The 18,312-nt window shown below is 35.8% G+C and carries 13 protein-coding genes; 11 read left to right on the top strand and 2 right to left on the bottom strand.

Translation table 11 applies throughout. The features are described 5' to 3' along the window. The first annotated feature begins 109 nt into the window (after positions 1 to 109). The 6 genes from AABD74_RS17755 to AABD74_RS17730 all read left to right on the top strand — a co-directional run bounded on the left by AABD74_RS17755 (position 110) and on the right by AABD74_RS17730 (position 6,158). Positions 110 to 2,617: an L-rhamnose mutarotase gene (locus tag AABD74_RS17755; protein ID WP_406843773.1), complete on the top strand. Its 2,508-nt coding sequence runs from the start codon at positions 110 to 112 to the stop codon at positions 2,615 to 2,617. 107 nt (positions 2,618 to 2,724) lie between these two features. Next, a complete protein-coding gene (locus tag AABD74_RS17750; RefSeq protein ID WP_406843772.1) occupies positions 2,725 to 3,789 on the top strand; it encodes a Gfo/Idh/MocA family protein in 1,065 nt (354 codons plus the stop codon). Next, on the top strand, positions 3,786 to 5,366 hold the full coding sequence (locus AABD74_RS17745; RefSeq protein WP_406843771.1) for a sodium:solute symporter: 1,581 nt from the start codon (positions 3,786 to 3,788) through the stop codon (positions 5,364 to 5,366). Before AABD74_RS17750 ends, AABD74_RS17745 begins: the two co-directional genes overlap by 4 nt. Before the next feature lie 112 nt (positions 5,367 to 5,478). After that, positions 5,479 to 5,640 carry a hypothetical protein gene (locus AABD74_RS17740; RefSeq protein WP_406843770.1) on the top strand — a complete coding sequence of 54 codons (162 nt, stop codon included), beginning with the start codon at positions 5,479 to 5,481 and terminating at the stop codon, positions 5,638 to 5,640. A 111-nt stretch (positions 5,641 to 5,751) separates the two neighbouring features. Then, a complete protein-coding gene (locus tag AABD74_RS17735; RefSeq protein ID WP_406843769.1) occupies positions 5,752 to 6,009 on the top strand; it encodes a hypothetical protein in 258 nt (85 codons plus the stop codon). A 2-nt stretch (positions 6,010 to 6,011) separates the two neighbouring features. Continuing rightward, positions 6,012 to 6,158, top strand: a complete 147-nt coding sequence (locus AABD74_RS17730) for a hypothetical protein (protein ID WP_406843768.1) — start codon at positions 6,012 to 6,014, stop codon at positions 6,156 to 6,158. On the opposite strand, the gene AABD74_RS17725 is transcribed toward AABD74_RS17730, so the two are convergent. Both AABD74_RS17725 and AABD74_RS17720 read right to left on the bottom strand, forming a co-directional pair. Beyond that, on the bottom strand, positions 6,147 to 6,419 hold the full coding sequence (locus tag AABD74_RS17725) for a helix-turn-helix transcriptional regulator (RefSeq protein ID WP_406843767.1): 273 nt from the start codon (positions 6,417 to 6,419) through the stop codon (positions 6,147 to 6,149). The genes AABD74_RS17730 and AABD74_RS17725 overlap by 12 nt on opposite strands. A 371-nt stretch (positions 6,420 to 6,790) precedes the next feature. Next, on the bottom strand, positions 6,791 to 8,002 hold the full coding sequence (locus AABD74_RS17720) for an MFS transporter (RefSeq protein ID WP_406843766.1): 1,212 nt from the start codon (positions 8,000 to 8,002) through the stop codon (positions 6,791 to 6,793). A 129-nt stretch (positions 8,003 to 8,131) separates the two neighbouring features. On the opposite strand from AABD74_RS17720, the gene AABD74_RS17715 reads away from it, so the two are divergent. The 5 genes from AABD74_RS17715 (at position 8,132) to AABD74_RS17695 (ending at position 18,289) form a co-directional block, all read left to right on the top strand. Continuing rightward, on the top strand, positions 8,132 to 8,923 hold the full coding sequence (locus AABD74_RS17715; protein ID WP_406843765.1) for an AraC family transcriptional regulator: 792 nt from the start codon (positions 8,132 to 8,134) through the stop codon (positions 8,921 to 8,923). A gap of 439 nt (positions 8,924 to 9,362) precedes the next feature. Further along, positions 9,363 to 11,549: an alpha-L-rhamnosidase C-terminal domain-containing protein gene (locus AABD74_RS17710; RefSeq protein ID WP_406843764.1), complete on the top strand. Its 2,187-nt coding sequence runs from the start codon at positions 9,363 to 9,365 to the stop codon at positions 11,547 to 11,549. 239 nt (positions 11,550 to 11,788) lie between these two features. Beyond that, positions 11,789 to 13,414, top strand: coding sequence for a hypothetical protein (locus tag AABD74_RS17705; RefSeq protein ID WP_406843763.1), 1,626 nt, complete (start codon positions 11,789 to 11,791; stop codon positions 13,412 to 13,414). Between the two features lie 156 nt (positions 13,415 to 13,570). Beyond that, positions 13,571 to 14,695, top strand: a complete 1,125-nt coding sequence (locus AABD74_RS17700) for a glycosylase (RefSeq protein ID WP_406843762.1) — start codon at positions 13,571 to 13,573, stop codon at positions 14,693 to 14,695. A gap of 261 nt (positions 14,696 to 14,956) precedes the next feature. Then, positions 14,957 to 18,289 (top strand): glycoside hydrolase family 2 TIM barrel-domain containing protein, encoded by a 3,333-nt coding sequence (locus tag AABD74_RS17695; protein WP_406843761.1) that lies wholly within the window; start codon positions 14,957 to 14,959, stop codon positions 18,287 to 18,289. The last annotated feature ends 23 nt before the right edge of the window (positions 18,290 to 18,312 follow it).

The following is an 18,312-nucleotide window of genomic DNA, read 5'->3' as shown; positions in this document are numbered from 1 at the left end:
CCCTGTCATTTGGTAAAAGTGTTAAAAATACAATTATTTGTAAAAATTATAGCGCTTTAAATAAATGCCTCGTAATTTTAGTTTAAGAAAAAAATCAATACTATAAATAATGCGTTTAATTCCTTTCAACAAATTACTAGTCGTTTTTTTACTAGTATTCACAATTTCGGCAAGTGGTGCTGAAATCTGGGTTTCGCCATCAGGAAAAGATTCGAACATCGGAACAAAATCAAATCCGTTGGCTACGATTCATATGGCAATGCGAAAAGCGAGGGAACTTCGTCGTTTAAAAGATCCATCTATAAAAGACGGAATCCGAATCATAGTAATGAACGGAACGTATTATTTAAACGAACCATTATTTGTGCGTCCTGAAGATTCTGGAACAGCAGAAAGTCCGACAACAATTGAAGCCGATGTAAATGCAAAACCAATTGTAAGTGGTGGAATCGAAATTAAAAACTGGACAAAATCGACAACCGTTATCAACGGACTAAAAAAAGGTGCTGTTTGGGTAGCTGATGCGCCTAAAAAAGCAGGAAGCCTTATTGATTTCAGACAATTGTGGGTAAATGGCAAGAAAGCCGTAAGAGCCAAAAATACCGCAGGAACTGCAATGGAACGCATTTTATCTTGGAATCATCAGGAACAAACTTGTTGGATTCCGTTTAAAGATAAATCGGTAAAGTTCGAACCAGGAATGGAAATGTTTATTGTGCAATGGTGGTCGAATGCCAACTTGCGTATTAAAAATATCGAAGTACAAAAAGACAGCACGAAACTTTCGTTTGAAGAACCGGAAAGCCGTATTCAAAGCGAACATCCGTGGCCAGCACCGTGGATTTCTAAAAATAATGGAAATTCGGCTTATTTTTTAAACAATGCTTTTTCACTTTTAAACGAGCCGGGAGAATGGTATTTAGATAAGAAAAATGCTAAAATCTATTATGTTCCAAGAGCTGGTGAAGAGATTAATTCGGTAATTGTAACTGCACCTGTTTTAGAAAATCTGTTGGAAGTAAAAGGGACAATCGATTCGCCGGTTCATCATTTTCAATTTAAAGGAATTTCGTTTCAGTACAGTAACTGGCTTCGTCCTTCGCAGCAAGGTCATGTGCCGTTGCAGTCCGGTTTGTATTTATTAGATGCTTATAAATTGAAACAGCCGGGAACGCCAAATCAGGCGAATTTAGAAAATCAGGCTTGGGTTGGAAGACCACGTTCGGCGGTTGAAGTAAATTATGCTAATAATATTCAGTTTGAATCTTGTCGTTTTGAACATTTGGCTTCGACTGGTTTAGATTTAAATAAAGGAACGAATCACAATACGGTAAAAGGAAATTTATTTAAAGATATTGGCGGAAGTGCTATCAACGTTGGTATTTTCTCTGAAGAAGCTTTCGAAGCACATTTGCCTTTGATCATAAAAGATGAAAGAGAAATGTGTTCGGATGAAGTTATTTCGGATAATTTAATCACAAACGTTACCAATGAAGATTGGGGAACTCTGGGAATCAGCGCAGGTTTTGTTCGAAATATTACAATTGAACACAACGAAATTTCGGATGTATCGTATTCTGGAATGGCAATGGGCTGGGGTTGGACGCACACGCCAAACGTGATGCAGAACAATAAAATTCTAGGAAATAAAATTCATCATTATGCCAAACATTTACATGATGTGGCTGGAATTTATACACTTTCGGCTCAGCCAGGAAGTCGAATTGAAGAAAATTATATTGACAAGGTTTACAACAGTCCATATGCGCACGATCCGTTTTTATGGCTGTATTTGTATACCGATGAAGGTAGCGAAGGTTTTACGATTAAAAACAACTGGATTGCCGAAAAGAAAATCCTTAAAAACCATAACGGCCCAAAAGGAAATATTTGGGAACACAATGATCCGTATGTAAGCACTAAAATAAAAGATGCGGCCGGAATTCGAGCGCCTTATAAAGATTTAGAAAAAGAAGTCGTAATCGATGAAAAATGGGGCTTGCAGGAAATGCCAAAACCATATGTAATCGAATTGATAGGTTCTGATTTTGATATCGAAAAAATCAAATCGACTTTAACCGGTTTTAGAATTGTAGGTCAGGAATTGTACCAATGGAAAAATCATTTGGTGATTTACGGAAAAATGAATCAGCCGGAAAGAACAAAACGAAAACTGGCAGGCGCTTTTCCTTCTTTAGAAATTAAAATCTATGAAGATTTGGTTTATGATTTCCAAAACTTCGAAAGATGTAAAGATTCAAAACCAGCATCGGATTGGGAAAATATTGTATTAACAGCAAATCTTCCTGCCGATGAAAAACTACAAAAAGAATATATGGAGTATCATAAAACGCAATTCGAAAAATGGCCAGAAGTTGCCAAAGGTTTCTGTAATGCCGATTTCCAGCAATTACAGGTTTTCAAAAAAGACAGACAATTGATCTTGGTAATCAGTATTCCGAAAGGAGAAAATCTGGATAAACTAAATCCGAAAACAACACAAAATAATCCTCGTGTAGACGACTGGAATGCTTTAATGAAAAAATACCAATCGGGAATCCAAGGCGCAAAACCAGACGAAACCTGGATTTTCTTAAACAAAGTAGAAACGAAATAATATTTTGCCACAGATTGAAAGGATTTCCACAGATTAAAAAATCCATTTAATCCTTTTAATCTGTGGCAAAAAAAAACAAAATCAACAATCTAAAATAACCACACCTCATGTTAAAAATAGCCATTCTAGGACTTGGAGAAGGACGAAGTACAATGTCGGCAGCTATAGAAAGTTCAAAACTAGAACTCGTTAAAATATGCGACCGAAACGAAGAATTGTGTAAACAGCGAGCAAAAGAATTCGATTTTCATTCGTACACAACCAATTACGACGATTTATTAAACGATGCATCAATTGATATTATTGCGATTTATACGCCTGATCATTTGCATGCTCAACATGTAAAACAAGCTTTGTTACATGGAAAACATGTTGTTTGTACAAAACCGTTTATCGATGATCTTTCGGATGCAAAAGAACTATTAGAATTAAGCAAATCAGCAGGAAAGAAAGTTTTCATCGGGCAAAGTTCTCGTTTCTTTGAACCAGCAAAAAGACAAAGAGCTGATTATGAAGCGGGTTTAATTGGGGATTTGATTACGATTGAAGCACAATATCACGCCGATCACAGATGGTTTTTAAAGAAAGAATGGTCGCTTTTGCAATCGTTTAAATGGTTGTACGGAGGTTTGAGTCATCCTGTAGATTTCATCAGATGGTATTTGCCAAATATTCAGGAAGTGATGGGTTACGGAATGATTAGCAGTAACGGACAAAACGCAGGATTAAAGAATGAAGATACGATGCATTTTATCTTCAAAGCTACCGATGGAAGAATTGCACGTGTTAGCGGTGTGTATACTTCGCCGACTCAGCCAGCGCAGCGAGACAGTGGCATGAGTACAATTTTAAGAGCAACAGAGGGAGCAAGCCAAGCCGATTATCATGAATTGCGTTATGCCGTTACAGATAAAACAGGTGAAGAAAAAGTAATTACTTGGGGCGATAGTACGATAAAATATTACTTCCGTTTTGAAGGACAAAGTCATCATGGCGGGGAATATCAGAATTATTTAGAATATTTTGTAGACAGCATCGAGCAAGGTTTTGAAGCTTATCCAAACATGGAAGAAGGAATTGGAACCGTGGCTTTATTACAAGCAATGGATAAATCTTTGCAAACTGGAATGCCGGTTAAAATTGCCGATATTCTTAACGAATACGGACTATGAACAGTATCTACAATAAATTAACCACGCTCGATTTTGTAATTGTTGCCAGTTATTTAGTGGCTTTATTAGTCATTGGATATGTGGTAAGTATGAAACAGAGAAAGAAAAGCGAAACACTTTTTCTGGCAGGAAACTCATTAAACTGGTACAGCATCGGATTTAATATGTGGGGAACCAATGTTGGTCCTTCATCATTATTGGCTTTTGCGAGTATTGGTTACGCTACGGGAATTGTAGCCGGAAATTTCGAATGGTACGCTTTTGTATTTTTACTGCTTTTAGCGATGGTTTTTGCACCGAGATATATTGCGAGTAAAGTAAGCACGATGCCCGAATACATGGGAAAACGCTACGGTGACAGTACGCAGAATATTTTGGCTTGGTATGCTTTGGTAAAAATATTAGTAAGCTGGCTGTCTTTAGGATTATTCAGCGGAGGCGTTTTAGTGCGTCAGATTTTAGGAATCCCGATGTGGCAGAGCGTTACCGTTTTAGTGATTTTCTCTGGAATATTTACGTTTGCTGGAGGATTAAAAGCAATTGCAAAAGTGAATGTTTTTCAGATGATTTTACTGATTGTAGTTTCATTGACACTTTCTTTTTTAGGTCTACAAAAACTAGGAGGAATAGATGTTTTAATTGCCAAAACTCCTTCTAATTTTTGGAATTTAGTCCGTCCTTCAGATGATGCGCATTATCCGTGGCCTGCTATTTTGTTAGGATATCCTGTAGCGGCTGTTGCTTTTTTCTGTACCGATCAATCGATGGTTCAGAGTGTTTTAGGAGCGAAAAATCTGGAGCAAGGACAATTGGGGGTAAACTTTATTGGATGGTTAAAAGTTATGGCTTTGCCGTTGTTTATTCTTCCCGGAATTTTGTGTTATGCTTTATATCCTGAATTAGGAAGCAATTCTGATTTGGCTTATATGACAATGGTTACGAATCTTTTCCCAAGCGGCATGAACGGTTTGGTAATCTGCGTGATGATTGCGGTTTTGGTGGGAACAATTGGTTCTTCGTTAAATGCTTTAAGCACCGTTTTTACGAATGATATTTATGTAAAGAAAATCAACCCGACGGCGACGATTCAGGATCAAATTAGAATTGGTCGTTTGACAATTGCTGCTGGATGTGTGTTTGCGATTCTGATTGCCGTTGCGATTGATAATATCAAAGGACAAAATTTATTCAACATTTTTCAGGCGGTTTTGGGTTTCCTGGCGCCTTCGTTATCTGTTGTTTTCCTTTTGAGTGTTTTCTGGAAACGCACAACCAAAAAAGCCGTAAATGCAACGCTTTCTTGGGGTTCTGCTTTTAGTTTGTTTATTGGGGTTTTGTATTTATGGATTTTTCCTGCAGATAAATATCCAGTTTGGCCTCACTTTTTATTGATTTCGTTTTACATTTTTGCCGTGCTTTTAATTACGGCAGTCATTATTTCTTTAACCGATAAAAATCCTGAAGTTAATGTTTCAGACGAAACGGATATTCCTAAAACGAGTAAAAAGGTTAAGCTTTTATTTGGGTTATTAGGATTGACGATTTTGGCTTTGTATTTGGTTTTTAATGGGAATTAGGTATGAAAATAAAGGTGTTATAATTTTCTAATTAACTGCATAAGGTTAGTACCTTAAAAATCGGGAGTATATAATATTTCCAAAATTAGATTATATTCATTAAATTAGCTGAATGAATAAAGGCGAGGAAATAGGTTTAGATTTTAAAATAGATAAATTAACAAACTCGATAGAAAATGTAATTACTGGAGATAGTTTTCAAACAGAAATTTCAATTCTTCAAAGTTCGGATCTAAAATCTGTAACAAAGAAAAATGGCTGGCTTTTTAATTGAAGTGAAGAATTTAAAAATCCAATTAGAGATGTTTATAAACTTACAATTTCCGGGAATTCAAAAATTATTCAAGGTCTTGTTAGTTTAGAAGTTAAAGCTGATCATGTTTATATGCATTTATTGGAAAATGCACCATTTAATAAAGGAGAAAGAAAAGTTTATGTGGGAGTTGCAGGTAATTTAGTTGCTTATGCTTGTAAATTATCTTTTCAGCGTGGACACGACGGAAATGTTTCATTTCTTTCAAAATCACAATTAGTTGAGCATTATGAAAAAACGCTTGGAGCATTTCATTTTGGAGGTAGAATTATGATAATTGAAACAAAATCGGCATTGAAATTGATTAATAAGTATTTTCAAAATAAGTAATTATGAAAACTAAAAAATTAGATTTAGAAATTGACACAATAGGTGGATTAAGCTCTCTGACATTGGAGGAAGAGAAAGCTTTGAGTGATTTTTTTCAAAAGAAAAAAGCAATAAAAAAGAAAACGGAAAAGAAAAAGCTAAATGCTTAAAAAATATAAAAATGTAAAAAACGCTTTCCTAATAAGAAAGCGTTTTTTTATGATTTGTTCCTGTCGAAACCAATAACCCCGAATATCAACCTTCAAATGTTTAGAAACCTCATAAAGCGTTTCAATACAAGGCTGAGCTTCATTTGTACACCAACGAGAAACAGTCGATACTGTTTTACCTAAATGATTGGCTAATTCCTTGCTGGTTCGATTGTTTTCTACTAAAACAACTTTTATTCTATTTAATTTAAGTTTCGACACAATGTTGATTTATTGATATTTTATGCAAATTAAAAATCATCAATTTAAACATAACCCGTGGTTTCAACCACGGGGACGCAATATATAACATTCCGTTTACCAAAATACGTTTCCCGTGGTTGAAAACACGGGCTATGTTTTGAAAAAGATCATAAATAATAAAGCGAAGCTATTTTATAAGTTGCCTCCAGTTTTAACTGGAGGTATATGTAACAAGAATAGAAAAAGGCTTTAGCCAAATTGTAGATATTTTGGCTAAAGCCTTTTGAGCTTCCAAATTAATTTGTTCATCCAGCTAAAGCTGGACGCAATTAAATCTTATTTTTTTTAATAAAAACTTTGCGTCTTAGCGACTTTGTGGCATAAAAAAATTACTCAACCTTCTTTTTCTTCTCCAAATTAGGCAAGAACCCAGTAATAATACCAATTAGAGGCAGAAACGCACAAATCTTAAATACATATTCAATACTTGTAGCATCTGCAATTTTTCCTAAAATAGCAGAACCTAAACCACCCATTCCGAAAGCAAACCCGAAGAAAAGACCAGCTACAAGTCCGACTTTGCCAGGCAATAATTCAGTTGCATAAACCAGAATCGCTGAGAATGCAGAAGAAAGAATCAATCCAATGATTACAGATAAAGTTCCAACCCAGAATAAAGAAACGTAAGGCAGCATCAAAGTAAACGGAGCAACCCCTAAAATAGAAACCCAGATTACATATTTTCTGCCGTAACGGTCTCCAATTGGCCCTCCAATCAAAGTTCCTGCTGCAACAGCACCCGAGAACAAGAATAAATACACTTGTGACTGCTGAATCGTGATGTGGAATTTATCTATAAGGAAGAAAGTATAATAACTTGTAATACTGCTCATGTAGAAATACTTAGAGAAAATCAGAACCAATAAGATAATCAACGAAGCAATTACTCTGTTTTTAGACAGATGATGTGTTTCTATTTGGTGAGAAGCTTTATTAGCATTTCTTTCAGATAAATGTGCCGTGTACCAAATCGCAATTTTATACAAAGCAAAAACACCAACTAACGCAATAATACAAAACCAAGCGATATAAGATTGTCCGTGAGGAATTACAATAAACGCCGCCAATAAAGGCCCGATAGCACTTCCGGCATTTCCTCCCAATTGAAAAATAGACTGCGCCAAACCTCTTTTTCCGCCCGAAGCCAAATGCGCCACACGCGAAGATTCAGGATGGAAAATTGAAGATCCAATTCCGATTAAACTTACTGATAATAATAAGTAAACAAAGCTTGAGGAAATCGAAACCAGAAAAAGTCCAACCATTGTGAAACACATTCCAACAATCAGCGAGTATGGTTTTGAGTTTTTATCCGTATACATTCCCACAAATGGCTGTAAAATAGACGCTACCATTTGATAAGTTAGCGTAATAATTCCGATTTGAGTAAAACTTAAACTAAAATTATCTTTTAAAAGCGGATAAATTGAAGGAACAACAGCTTGTAAAAGATCATTAATTAAGTGAGAAAAACTAATGATAAATAAGATCGAATAAGTGGTTTTTTTAACTATGTCAGGATTTGCTTTAATAGTGTCCATGAGATATTTTTTGATTTTTAAATTAGGTTAAAAAACAACAGCTGTATTATTTTTTTGCAAAGATTAAAAGAATACTAATGTCAGAATTGCTATATTTGGACAATGAATAACCAGATTCGGACATATCGAATGGCACAGGAGCATGGATACAGAGTTGATCCATCGATTCCTGTTATTGGCTATAGGGAAATGGTAACCAATGAAATGTGTATTTCACATTCACATCCAAGAGGTCAGCTTATTTATGCAACTCGCGGCGTAATGAATGTTGTGGTAGGTAATCATATTTGGGTGGTGAATCCGTTGCAGGGCTTATGGCTTCCGGGCGGAGTAGAGCATCAGGTTACTTTTCAGAAAGACGTTAATTATTACAGCGTTTTTATCGACCCATCTTTTATGGAGGGATTGCCAACAAACAGTTTCTCTTTTGATATTCCGATGTTTTTAAAGCAGTTGGTTTTTAAAATCATTTCTTTTGGAGTAGAAGGAAATCTTACGCCATCTCAAAAAAGAATTAGTGACGTTTTTTTAGACGAATTAGCTTTAATCGAACCAAGTGCAACATTTCTCCCAACAACCAATCATGAAAGACTTCAAAAAGTAGTGGAGCTTTTAATGGAAGATGTTTCAAGCAAAAATACGATAGAGTATTACGCCGAACTTTCTTTTATGAGCACCAGAACGTTATCCCGATTATTCATTAAAGAATTGGGAATGAATTTCAGCGATTGGCGCACTCGTTTAAAATTGTTGGAAGCCATAAAACGTTTAGGTGAAAAACAATCTATTAAGGAAATTGCCTTTAATTTAGGTTACGAGACTACAAGTGCCTTTATTTATATGTTTAAAAAACATTTAGGTAAAACGCCTTCTAACTATATTTTAGAAGATGAAAACGAATCTGAGAGAATGATTGCTTAGATTGTTAGTCTAAATTAGAACGCGGATAAAACGGATTTACTTTGTAAAGACGCGGACTGACGCGGATTTTTTCTTTTAGTTTTATTCAAATTAACCACAATCATTATCATTTCGACGAAGGAGAAATCACACTAGAAACTCCGCAAAGTATGGCGTCCAATCTTTGTAGACATACGCGTGTGATTTCTCCTTCGTCGAAATGACAAAAATGCACAATAATTAAAATCCGTTTTTCATCCGCGTCTTCGCGATAGCGAATCCGTTTCATCCGTGTCCCATAAAATTCTAACATCATTTTTTTTAGTACTAAAAAAGTGATAACCCATAATTTTTCCCTTAAAAAATTATCAAAAAGTGTTGTTTTTTATGAAATAGCAGGATAGTGCAGGGTGTGAAATGTAAAGAGAACATTTATCTTTAGTCCCAAAATACACTTACTATGCTAAACCATTTTTCCATTTTTAAGACTTTACTTCTTTTTGTTGCCCTTTTTTGTTGTTCGCTGTCCTCAGCACAAGAAAAACCAAAAGAAGCGACATGGATCTGGTATCCAGGAGATTTCGAAGTTTGGTTAAGCAATAAAATGCAGGTGAGACGTACAGAACGTGAAGCAGTATTTCCACCACTTTGGCAGTATTACAGTCCATATGCTTTGGTCACTTTTCAGACAGAAGTAGATATTCCAAAACCAGACGATGTAAAAATCTTCTCAGAAGGACCTTTTCAATTACTTTTAGATGGCGTTCAAATTTACGGACAGCCAAAATCGATTAAAGTTCCTGCGGGAAAACACAAAATTTCTTTTAAAGTTTATAATCAGGAAGTATTGCCGGCTCTTTATATTTCAGGTCAATACGTTAAATCTGATGCATCTTGGAACGTAACCAACGAAGATAAACTTTGGATTGATGAAACTGGAAAAGCACAGCAATCTGGTACGCCGTGGGTTCCTGTTGGTTCTTGGAATTTTAATTCTCCAGAAAATAAACCTTCTGAGTTTAAACTAACAACCAAACCTTTAAGCGCTAAAAAAACAGAAAAAATAGGGGCTGGTCAATTAGTAGATTTTGGTAAAGAAACTTTTGGTTACATTAAAATTCACGGTTTAAAAGGAAAAGGTAAACTAGCACTGTATTATGGTGAATCTCGTGAAGAAGCGTTGGATTCTGCCAAATGCGAAACCTTAGATCATTTATCTTTTGATGGAAAACAATCTGAAACCTACACACATGATGGATCGAAAGCATTCCGTTATGTGCAGGTACAAGCAGATGCAGGTGTCAAATACGATTCTATTTCGATGCTTTATGAATATCTGCCATTAGATTATCGTGGCGCATTCAAATCTTCGGATGAACAATTGAATAAAATTTGGGATGTGTCGGCTTACACGATGCATTTAACCTCTCGTGAATTTTTTATCGACGGAATCAAACGCGACCGTTGGGTTTGGTCTGGCGACGCTTATCAGAGTTATTTAATGAATTATTATTTGTTCTTTGATTCGGCTTCGGTAGAAAGAACCTTGTTAGCACTTCGCGGAAAAGATCCTGTAACGGCTCACGTAAATATCATAATGGATTATTCGTTGTATTGGTTTGTGGGTGTTTACGATTACTACTTACATACAGGCGATACGAAATTCATCAAAACTTTTTATCCAAGAATGAAATCGTTGATGGATTTCTGTTTAGAAAGAAGAAACAAAAACGGATTCCTCGAACCATTAGAAGGCGACTGGGTTTTTATTGACTGGGCAGACGGATTGCCAAAAACAGGAGAAGTTAGTTTTGAGCAAATGCTTTTAGCAAGAAGCCTTGAAGCAATGGCGGTAAGTGCTGAAATTGCAGGAAAAACTGAGAATCAAAAACAATATCAAAAATTAGGTGATGACTTAAAAACAAAATTGTTTGATGTGTTTTGGGATAAAAAGGAAAACGTAATGAAACACCAGCGTATCGATGGAAAAATCCAAAACATCGTAACGAGATACGCTAATATGTTCGGTATTTTCTTCAATTATTTTACTGAGGAGCAAATGCAAAGTGTAAAAAATAAAGTGTTGCTCAATAAAGATGTTCTTCAAATTACAACTCCATACATGCGTTTTTACGAATTGGAAGCCTTGTGCGCAATGGGCGAGCAGGATTACGTTTTAAAAGAAATGAAAGATTATTGGGGCGGAATGCTGAATGAAGGCGCAACTTCTTTCTGGGAAGAATACAATCCAAATAAAAAAGGAACGGAGCACTTAACGATGTACGGACGTCCTTACGGAAAAAGCCTTTGCCACGCTTGGGGCGCAAGTCCGATTTATTTATTAGGAAAATATTATTTAGGTGTAAAACCAACCGCTCCAGGTTATTCCCAATATGAAATTAAACCAAATTTAGGAGGTTTAAAATGGATGGAAGGAAAAGTGCCAACACCAAACGGAGAAGTTGCCGTGTATTGCAGTACCAAAGAAATCAAAGTAAAAGCAGGTGAGGGAGAAGGAAAATTGATTTTTGAAAGTGCCAGCAAACCCAAAACAAATTCAGGTACCATTACAGAATTAGCAAAGAATAAATATCAATTGATTGTAAAACCGAATGTAGAGTATAAGGTGAGTTATAAGGCTTTGTGAATTATAAGTTATGAGTTATAAGTTATGAGTTATGAGTGATTAGCCTATAGTTTATAACATTCAGTTTGTCATTCCGACTGAAAGGAGGAATCACACTCGTAACCACAAAGATTATCGACGATTGTTGCGGAATTCCTAGTGTGATTCCTCCTCCGTCGGAATGACAAAAAAACAAAAAAATAAAACCAATGTTTTCAAAAAATAAAATACACAACTTCAAATTAAAAACCGCATTCTTAATGCTGTTCATTGTTTGCATCCAAGCCACAGCACAAAGCACTGCATGGAAACCAGCATCATTTGAAATTGTGAAATCAAATTATAAAACTTTCAAAACCACACAATACGCTCATGTATTTTCAGGAAGCAAACACAATATTGTTCGTTTAGCCCCAGAATTACAAGGTTTAATGGGGATTGAACTTCCTTTAGATAAATATAAAAATGGAACCAATACTCCATTACAATTAAAATTTAAAGAACCAGTTCAGGTTTTAATTGGAGTTTTTCAGGAAAATAATTCAGAATATCTGCAGGCAGATAAACTTCAAAATGCCAAATTAATTTTAGAAAACGGATTAACGATTACAGGTTTGCCTTCCGTAAATGTTTATGCGGTTTCTTTTCCGAAAGGAACTCAAACTATAAATTTTGGAAAAGGATTATTTGCTGTTTTGGGAGTTGTAAAAGCCTTAGAAAAACTTGAACCAAGAAATGCCAATTTCCCAGACGGAAAACTTTGGAATCCAACTTTTATTGTTGAAGGATATTCAGATGAAAAACCTCTTTTCGAAATTATTGGCGGAGAAAATAAACCCGTTATCGATGAAGGAATGTCTGGAACAGAAGGAATTCAAGGCGGTTTTGAAGGCGGACGAGTAGTAAAAGTTGGCGATACGTATCATATGTTTCCAACTGAAAGAGCAGGAGAAAAAGGAGTAGATTACTATTATGATCGTGTAAAAACCAAAATTGGACATTGGACAAGTAAAGATGCAATCCATTGGAAAAGAGAATCTACAATCTACCAAGCAAGTGGAACTTATGCGGTTACCGAAGACGATAACCCAATGAACGATCGTCGTGCTGCAATTTGGTCGTATATGCCGGTTTTTAATGAAAAAGCAAACAAATGGTACGGCTATTATTTAGCTTATACGGTAAGTAAAACAATAGAACCAAATCATTCATTCGGAAGAATATGGCGTTGTGAATCAACTGTAGAAGGAATCAACGGAATTGGCGGGCCATACAAAGATATGGGAATCATTATGGAACCAGGATTAGATTCTCAGCCTTGGGAAGGACGTCAGGGCGTAGCATCATTTTTTCCGTACCAAGTTGGAGATAAATACTTCGGGTTTTACAGCGGTGCGTATCCGTTCAATTCATGGGCAGATTATCCAAAGAAATCAGGAAAAGGCTGGTTTGTGGCTTTAGCCGAATCCAAAAGTTTAGAAGGCCCTTGGTTAAGAATGAACAAAGGTCTGGAACCAATTAAAACCATGCATCCATTATTTGTAGAAAATCCAATTGTAAGTCAGTTGCCAAACGGAATGTACATCGCGATTTTCGACGGAGGTCCAGACGGCTGGGGACATCATTTACCGAATATGATTGCGTATTCATTATCAGCAGACGGAATTAATTGGGCAGAAGCACATTATTTACCAATAGAAACCAAAGTCGATAAATGGTGGGATATTATGAGAACGCCTTTGTGTTTAATCCCAGAAGGGAATGATGTGTACACAATCGTGTATAACGCCATCGACCTAAAAAGAAGATTTCATCCAACAGGAATGGTAAAAGTAAAATTGAATAAAGACGTAATGGAATCTAAATTAAAAGAATTGAAAAAATAATTTCACGCAGATTTTGCAGATTTTGGCTGATTAACGCAGATAAAAATCAATTAATAATCTGCTTAAATCTGCAAAATCTGCGTGAAATAAAAAATAAAAAAAACTTAGTCCCGATAGCTATCGGGATATCGCCTTCGCGGCAAAAAAAACATAAAAATGAAAATTAAATATCTAATCGTAGCCATTTCAGCACTAGCCATAACCAGCTGTGCAACCAAATACAAGAAAAGAGAAATTACTGACAGTGTAATGCAGGAGATTTACGAAGAAATTAAAACACCTTATAAATACGGTTTGGTAATGGTTCCGACAGACAACTCATACAAAATGGATTGTCCTAGTGTATTTAGGAAAGATGGCAAATGGTACATGACGTATTTAATTTATGACGGAAGGGGTTACGAAACCTGGCTAGCAGAAAGCGATAATCTATTAGATTGGAAACATCTGGGAAAAGTAATGTCATTTTCAGAAAATGAAAAACATTGGGATGTCAACCAAAAAGCAGGATATATTTCGCTGCAAGATCTAACTTGGGGCGGAAGTTACGAATGGGAAAAATACGATGACAAATACTGGATGAGTTATTTTGGCGGAGATAGTAAAGGTTACGAAGCAGGCATTTTGTCAATCGGAATGGCGTATACCAAAGAAGCGCCAACAAAACCACATGAATTTCAAAGATTAGAAAATCCGGTTTTGACTCCAAAAGACAAAGATGCCACATGGTGGGATAATAGTACGATGTACAAAAACAGCGTGATCCGTGATAAAGACAAAGTTACAGGACACAATTTCATCATGTATTATAATGCCCGTGGCGATAGTATAAATCCTGCTAAAGGAGCAGAGCGCATTGCGATGGCAGTTTCAAACGACATGAAGACCTGGAAACGTTATGGTAATAAACCTTTAATCAATCATCATAAAGGAATTTCGGGCGATGCTTATATTCAGCGTATTAATGATACTTGGGTAATGTTCTATTTTGGAGCTTTTTGGACAGGTTGGAATCAAGGTGCATTTAACCGTTTTGCGGTTTCAAATGATTTAGTAAACTGGACCGACTGGAAAGGCGACGATTTAGTTAAATCTTCTGAACCTTACGATGATATGTTTGCGCATAAATCATTTGTGGTAAAACATGATGGCGTTGTGTATCATTTTTATTGTGCGGTTAACAAAGCGGAACAAAGAGGAATTGCTATTGCAACTTCTAAAGATTTAGGAAAAAGCAAATTAAATTTTGTGGCACCGCCTGAGAAAAAGAAGAAGAATTAAGAGGGAAGTACAAAGTACAAAGTACAAAGTACAAAGTACAAAGTACAAAGAATTAAGATATAGTACCTTTTAAACCTGTCAGGTTTAATAACCATAAGATAAATAAAGACCCAGTTTGTCATTTCGAGGAACGAGACCCGAGCGATAGCGAATAGGCGAAGCAAATCACACTCGTAACCACAAAGATTGGCGATTCTCTTTGCGGAATTTCTAGTGCGATTTCTCCTTCGTCGAAATGACAAAAAAACTAAAAATAAAAGAATGTTTCAACCAATTCAAAATAATAACTTTTCAAGGTTTCGAATTTCGATTCCCAAATCTGTATTTACATTTTACATTTTACTATTCACAACTTACACGCAGGGACAATCCGTAACAGGAGAGCCAGCGGGAGTTCCAGAATTGCATAAAAAATACGAATTCGCTCCATGGGAAGATCCAACAGTTACAAGCATTAACAGACAGCCTTCAAGAGCAACAGCTTATTCGTATAGTTCTGTTGAAGACGCTTTAAAAGGCGACAGAACCAAAAGCCGAATCCAGATGTTAAACGGCGATTGGGATTTTAAATATGCTGTAAATCTAAAAGAAGCTTCAAAAGATTTCTATAAAAATACCGTTTCAGGCTGGGATAAAATCGAAGTGCCTTCGAATTGGGAAATGAAAGGATATGATAACCCGATTTACAAAAGTGCCGTTTATCCGTTTAGACCCATAAACCCGCCTTATATTCCTAAAGATTATAATGGAGTTGGTTCGTATCAAAGAAGTTTTACCGTTCCAGAAAATTGGAAAGATATGACGATAACTTTACATTTTGGAGCCGTAAGTTCAGGCTTTGAAGTTTGGTTAAATGGAGAGTTTTTAGGCTATGGCGAAGACAGTTTTCTGCCATCGGAATTTGATATTTCGCCTTATTTAAAAGCGGGAGAAAATGTAGTTTCTGTTCGTGTAATCCGTTGGACAGATGGCTCTTATTTAGAAGATCAGGATCACTGGCGCATGAGCGGAATCCAGCGTGAAGTTTTCATTATGGCCGAACCAAAATTACGTATTCAGGATTTCTTTGTTCAAACCAAATTAGATAAACAATATACAGATGCGATTTTCAAATTGCGTCCAAAAGTGGAGAATTTAACAGGAGCAAAAATCAAAGATTATACAATGAATGTTCAGTTGTATGATGCCAATAATATGGCAATGTTCAAAGAACCGCTTCAAAGACCTGTGATTGATTTAATTAACGAAAGTTATCCTCGTTTGGATAATGTTCGTTTTGGATTCTTCCAAGAAACCATCAAAAATCCAAAAAAATGGAGTTCAGAAGAGCCGAATTTATACACGATGGTTATTTCTATAAAAGATAAAAACGGAAATGTTACCGAAGCCAAAAGCTGTAAAGTTGGTTTCCGTTCAATTGAGTTCTCGAAAGAAAACGGAAAAATGCTTATCAACGGAAAAGAAACCTATGTGTATGGCGTAAACCGTCACGATCATCATCCAACAAGAGGAAAAGCCGTTACGAGAGAAGATATCAAGCAAGATATTACTACGATTAAAAAGTTCAATTTCAATTTTATACGTACGAGCCATTATCCAAACGATCCTTATTTCTACGAATTATGCGATCAATACGGAATTATGGTAATGGATGAAGCCAATCAGGAAACACACGGAATTGGCGGAAAATTAAGCAACGATCCGCTTTGGACAAATGCTTATATGGAAAGAATGATTCGAATGGTTGAAAGAGATAAAAATCATCCGTCGGTTGTAATGTGGAGTTTAGGTAACGAAGGCGGAAAAGGGCCAAACCATTCTGCAATGTCAGGTTGGGTTCACGATTTCGATATCACACGTCCTGTGCATTACGAGCCAGCGCAGGGAAATGCAAAATTAGACGGATATATTGATCCGCTTGATCCAGGATATCCAAAAACAATCGACCATGCTTATCGATTCGAAAACCCGCAGGATGATTCGTATGTCGATATGGTCAGCCGTTTTTATCCAGGCGTTTTCACACCAAAATTTTTAGTAGATCAAAAGAAAGATACACGTCCGATTATTTTCGTTGAATATTCTCATGCGATGGGGAATTCAGTTGGAAATTTAAAAGAATTATGGGATGAATTCCGTTCGCTTCCAAGAGTTATTGGAGGTTGTATTTGGGAATTTAAAGATCAGGGAATCTTGAAATTTGATTCAAGATCTGGTCAGAATTATTTTGCTCACGGAGGAGATTTTGGCGAGAAATACCATGACGGAAACTTCAATACAAAAGGAATTGTAGATTCTAACGGAAAACCAAAAGGTTCGATTTTTGAAAATAAATGGGTGTATCAGTCAGCGATTTCAACTTTAAACGGAAATCAATTAGAAATCAAAAATCGTCAGGCCGTTAAATCTTTAGAAGGTTATATTCCAGTTTTAAAAGTGTTGGAAAATGGAAATGTAATTAAAACTCAGATTTTAAAACCATTCAAAGTAGAAGCAGGACAATCAACAACATTAGATATCAGTTCTTATCTTCCAAAAATGAAAGCCGATGCCGAGTATATTTTAAATATAGAATTCCAGCTTTCAAAAGATGAGCTTTGGGCTTCAAAAGGTTACGCTGTCGCGGAAGATCAGTTTGTGTTGAAAAAGAAAGAAGCTTCAATTGATTTTAGAAATGAAAAAGATTCAGCATATAAAACAACCGAAACAAATTTTGATTTTCAAGTTAAAGGGAAATCTTTTGAAATTAAGATTAACAAAGAAAATGGAGCTTTAAGTTCTTATATTTTCAATGGAGAAGAACAGGTTTTTGCTCCTTTACTTCCAAATTTTGTTAGACCTTTAACGGATAACGATAAAAGAGGTTGGAAATCGCAAAAGTTGTTGAAACAATGGTATAAAGCAAAACCAAAAGTGATTAGTACTACGATGGGAATTGCAATTGATGGTACTGTAATTACAAGTGAATATGAAATTATAAAAGACAGTGCGAAAGTACAAGTCGTCTATAAAATTAATGAGAATGGAGTAATAAAAGTAGATTACAGTTTAAAAGCGTCAGATAAATTGCCGAACATTCCAAAAATCGGAATGCAAATGGGAGTTCAGAGAAAATTCGATCAGATTTCGTGGTACGGAAAAGGGGAACTGGAAAATTACAGTGACAGAAGTTTTGGTTCGTTTGTTGGGAAATATTCACTTCCAATAAATGATTTCATTGAACATTATCCAAAACCGCAAGAAAACGGAAACCGATGTGATGTAAGATGGATGGCATTAAGCACTCCGCAGAAAAACAATGGATTCTTAGTAGTAAATGATACTAAAGTCTTAAGCATGAGCGCTTGGCCATACACACAAGAAAATCTAAGCGCATCTGGACATACATACGATTTGAAAGATCCAGGATTCTTGACGGTAAACATCGATTTAATCCAAATGGGAGTTGGTGGAAATGACAGCTGGACAATTGTAGCACAGCCTTTAGAACAGTATCAAATTAAATCTGGAAATTATGAGTATAGTTTTTATTTGACACCTTTCAGTGGTTCAAAAAATGAATTAGAAAACAGTTTGAAGAAGTTTAAATATTAAAAATTAAGAATTAAAAATTAAAA

Origin of the sequence: Flavobacterium soyae (assembly GCF_045348165.1) — a bacterium.
In the GTDB taxonomy this organism is placed as follows: domain Bacteria; phylum Bacteroidota; class Bacteroidia; order Flavobacteriales; family Flavobacteriaceae; genus Flavobacterium; species Flavobacterium soyae.
This window is presented reverse-complemented; position numbering and strand designations above follow the sequence as displayed.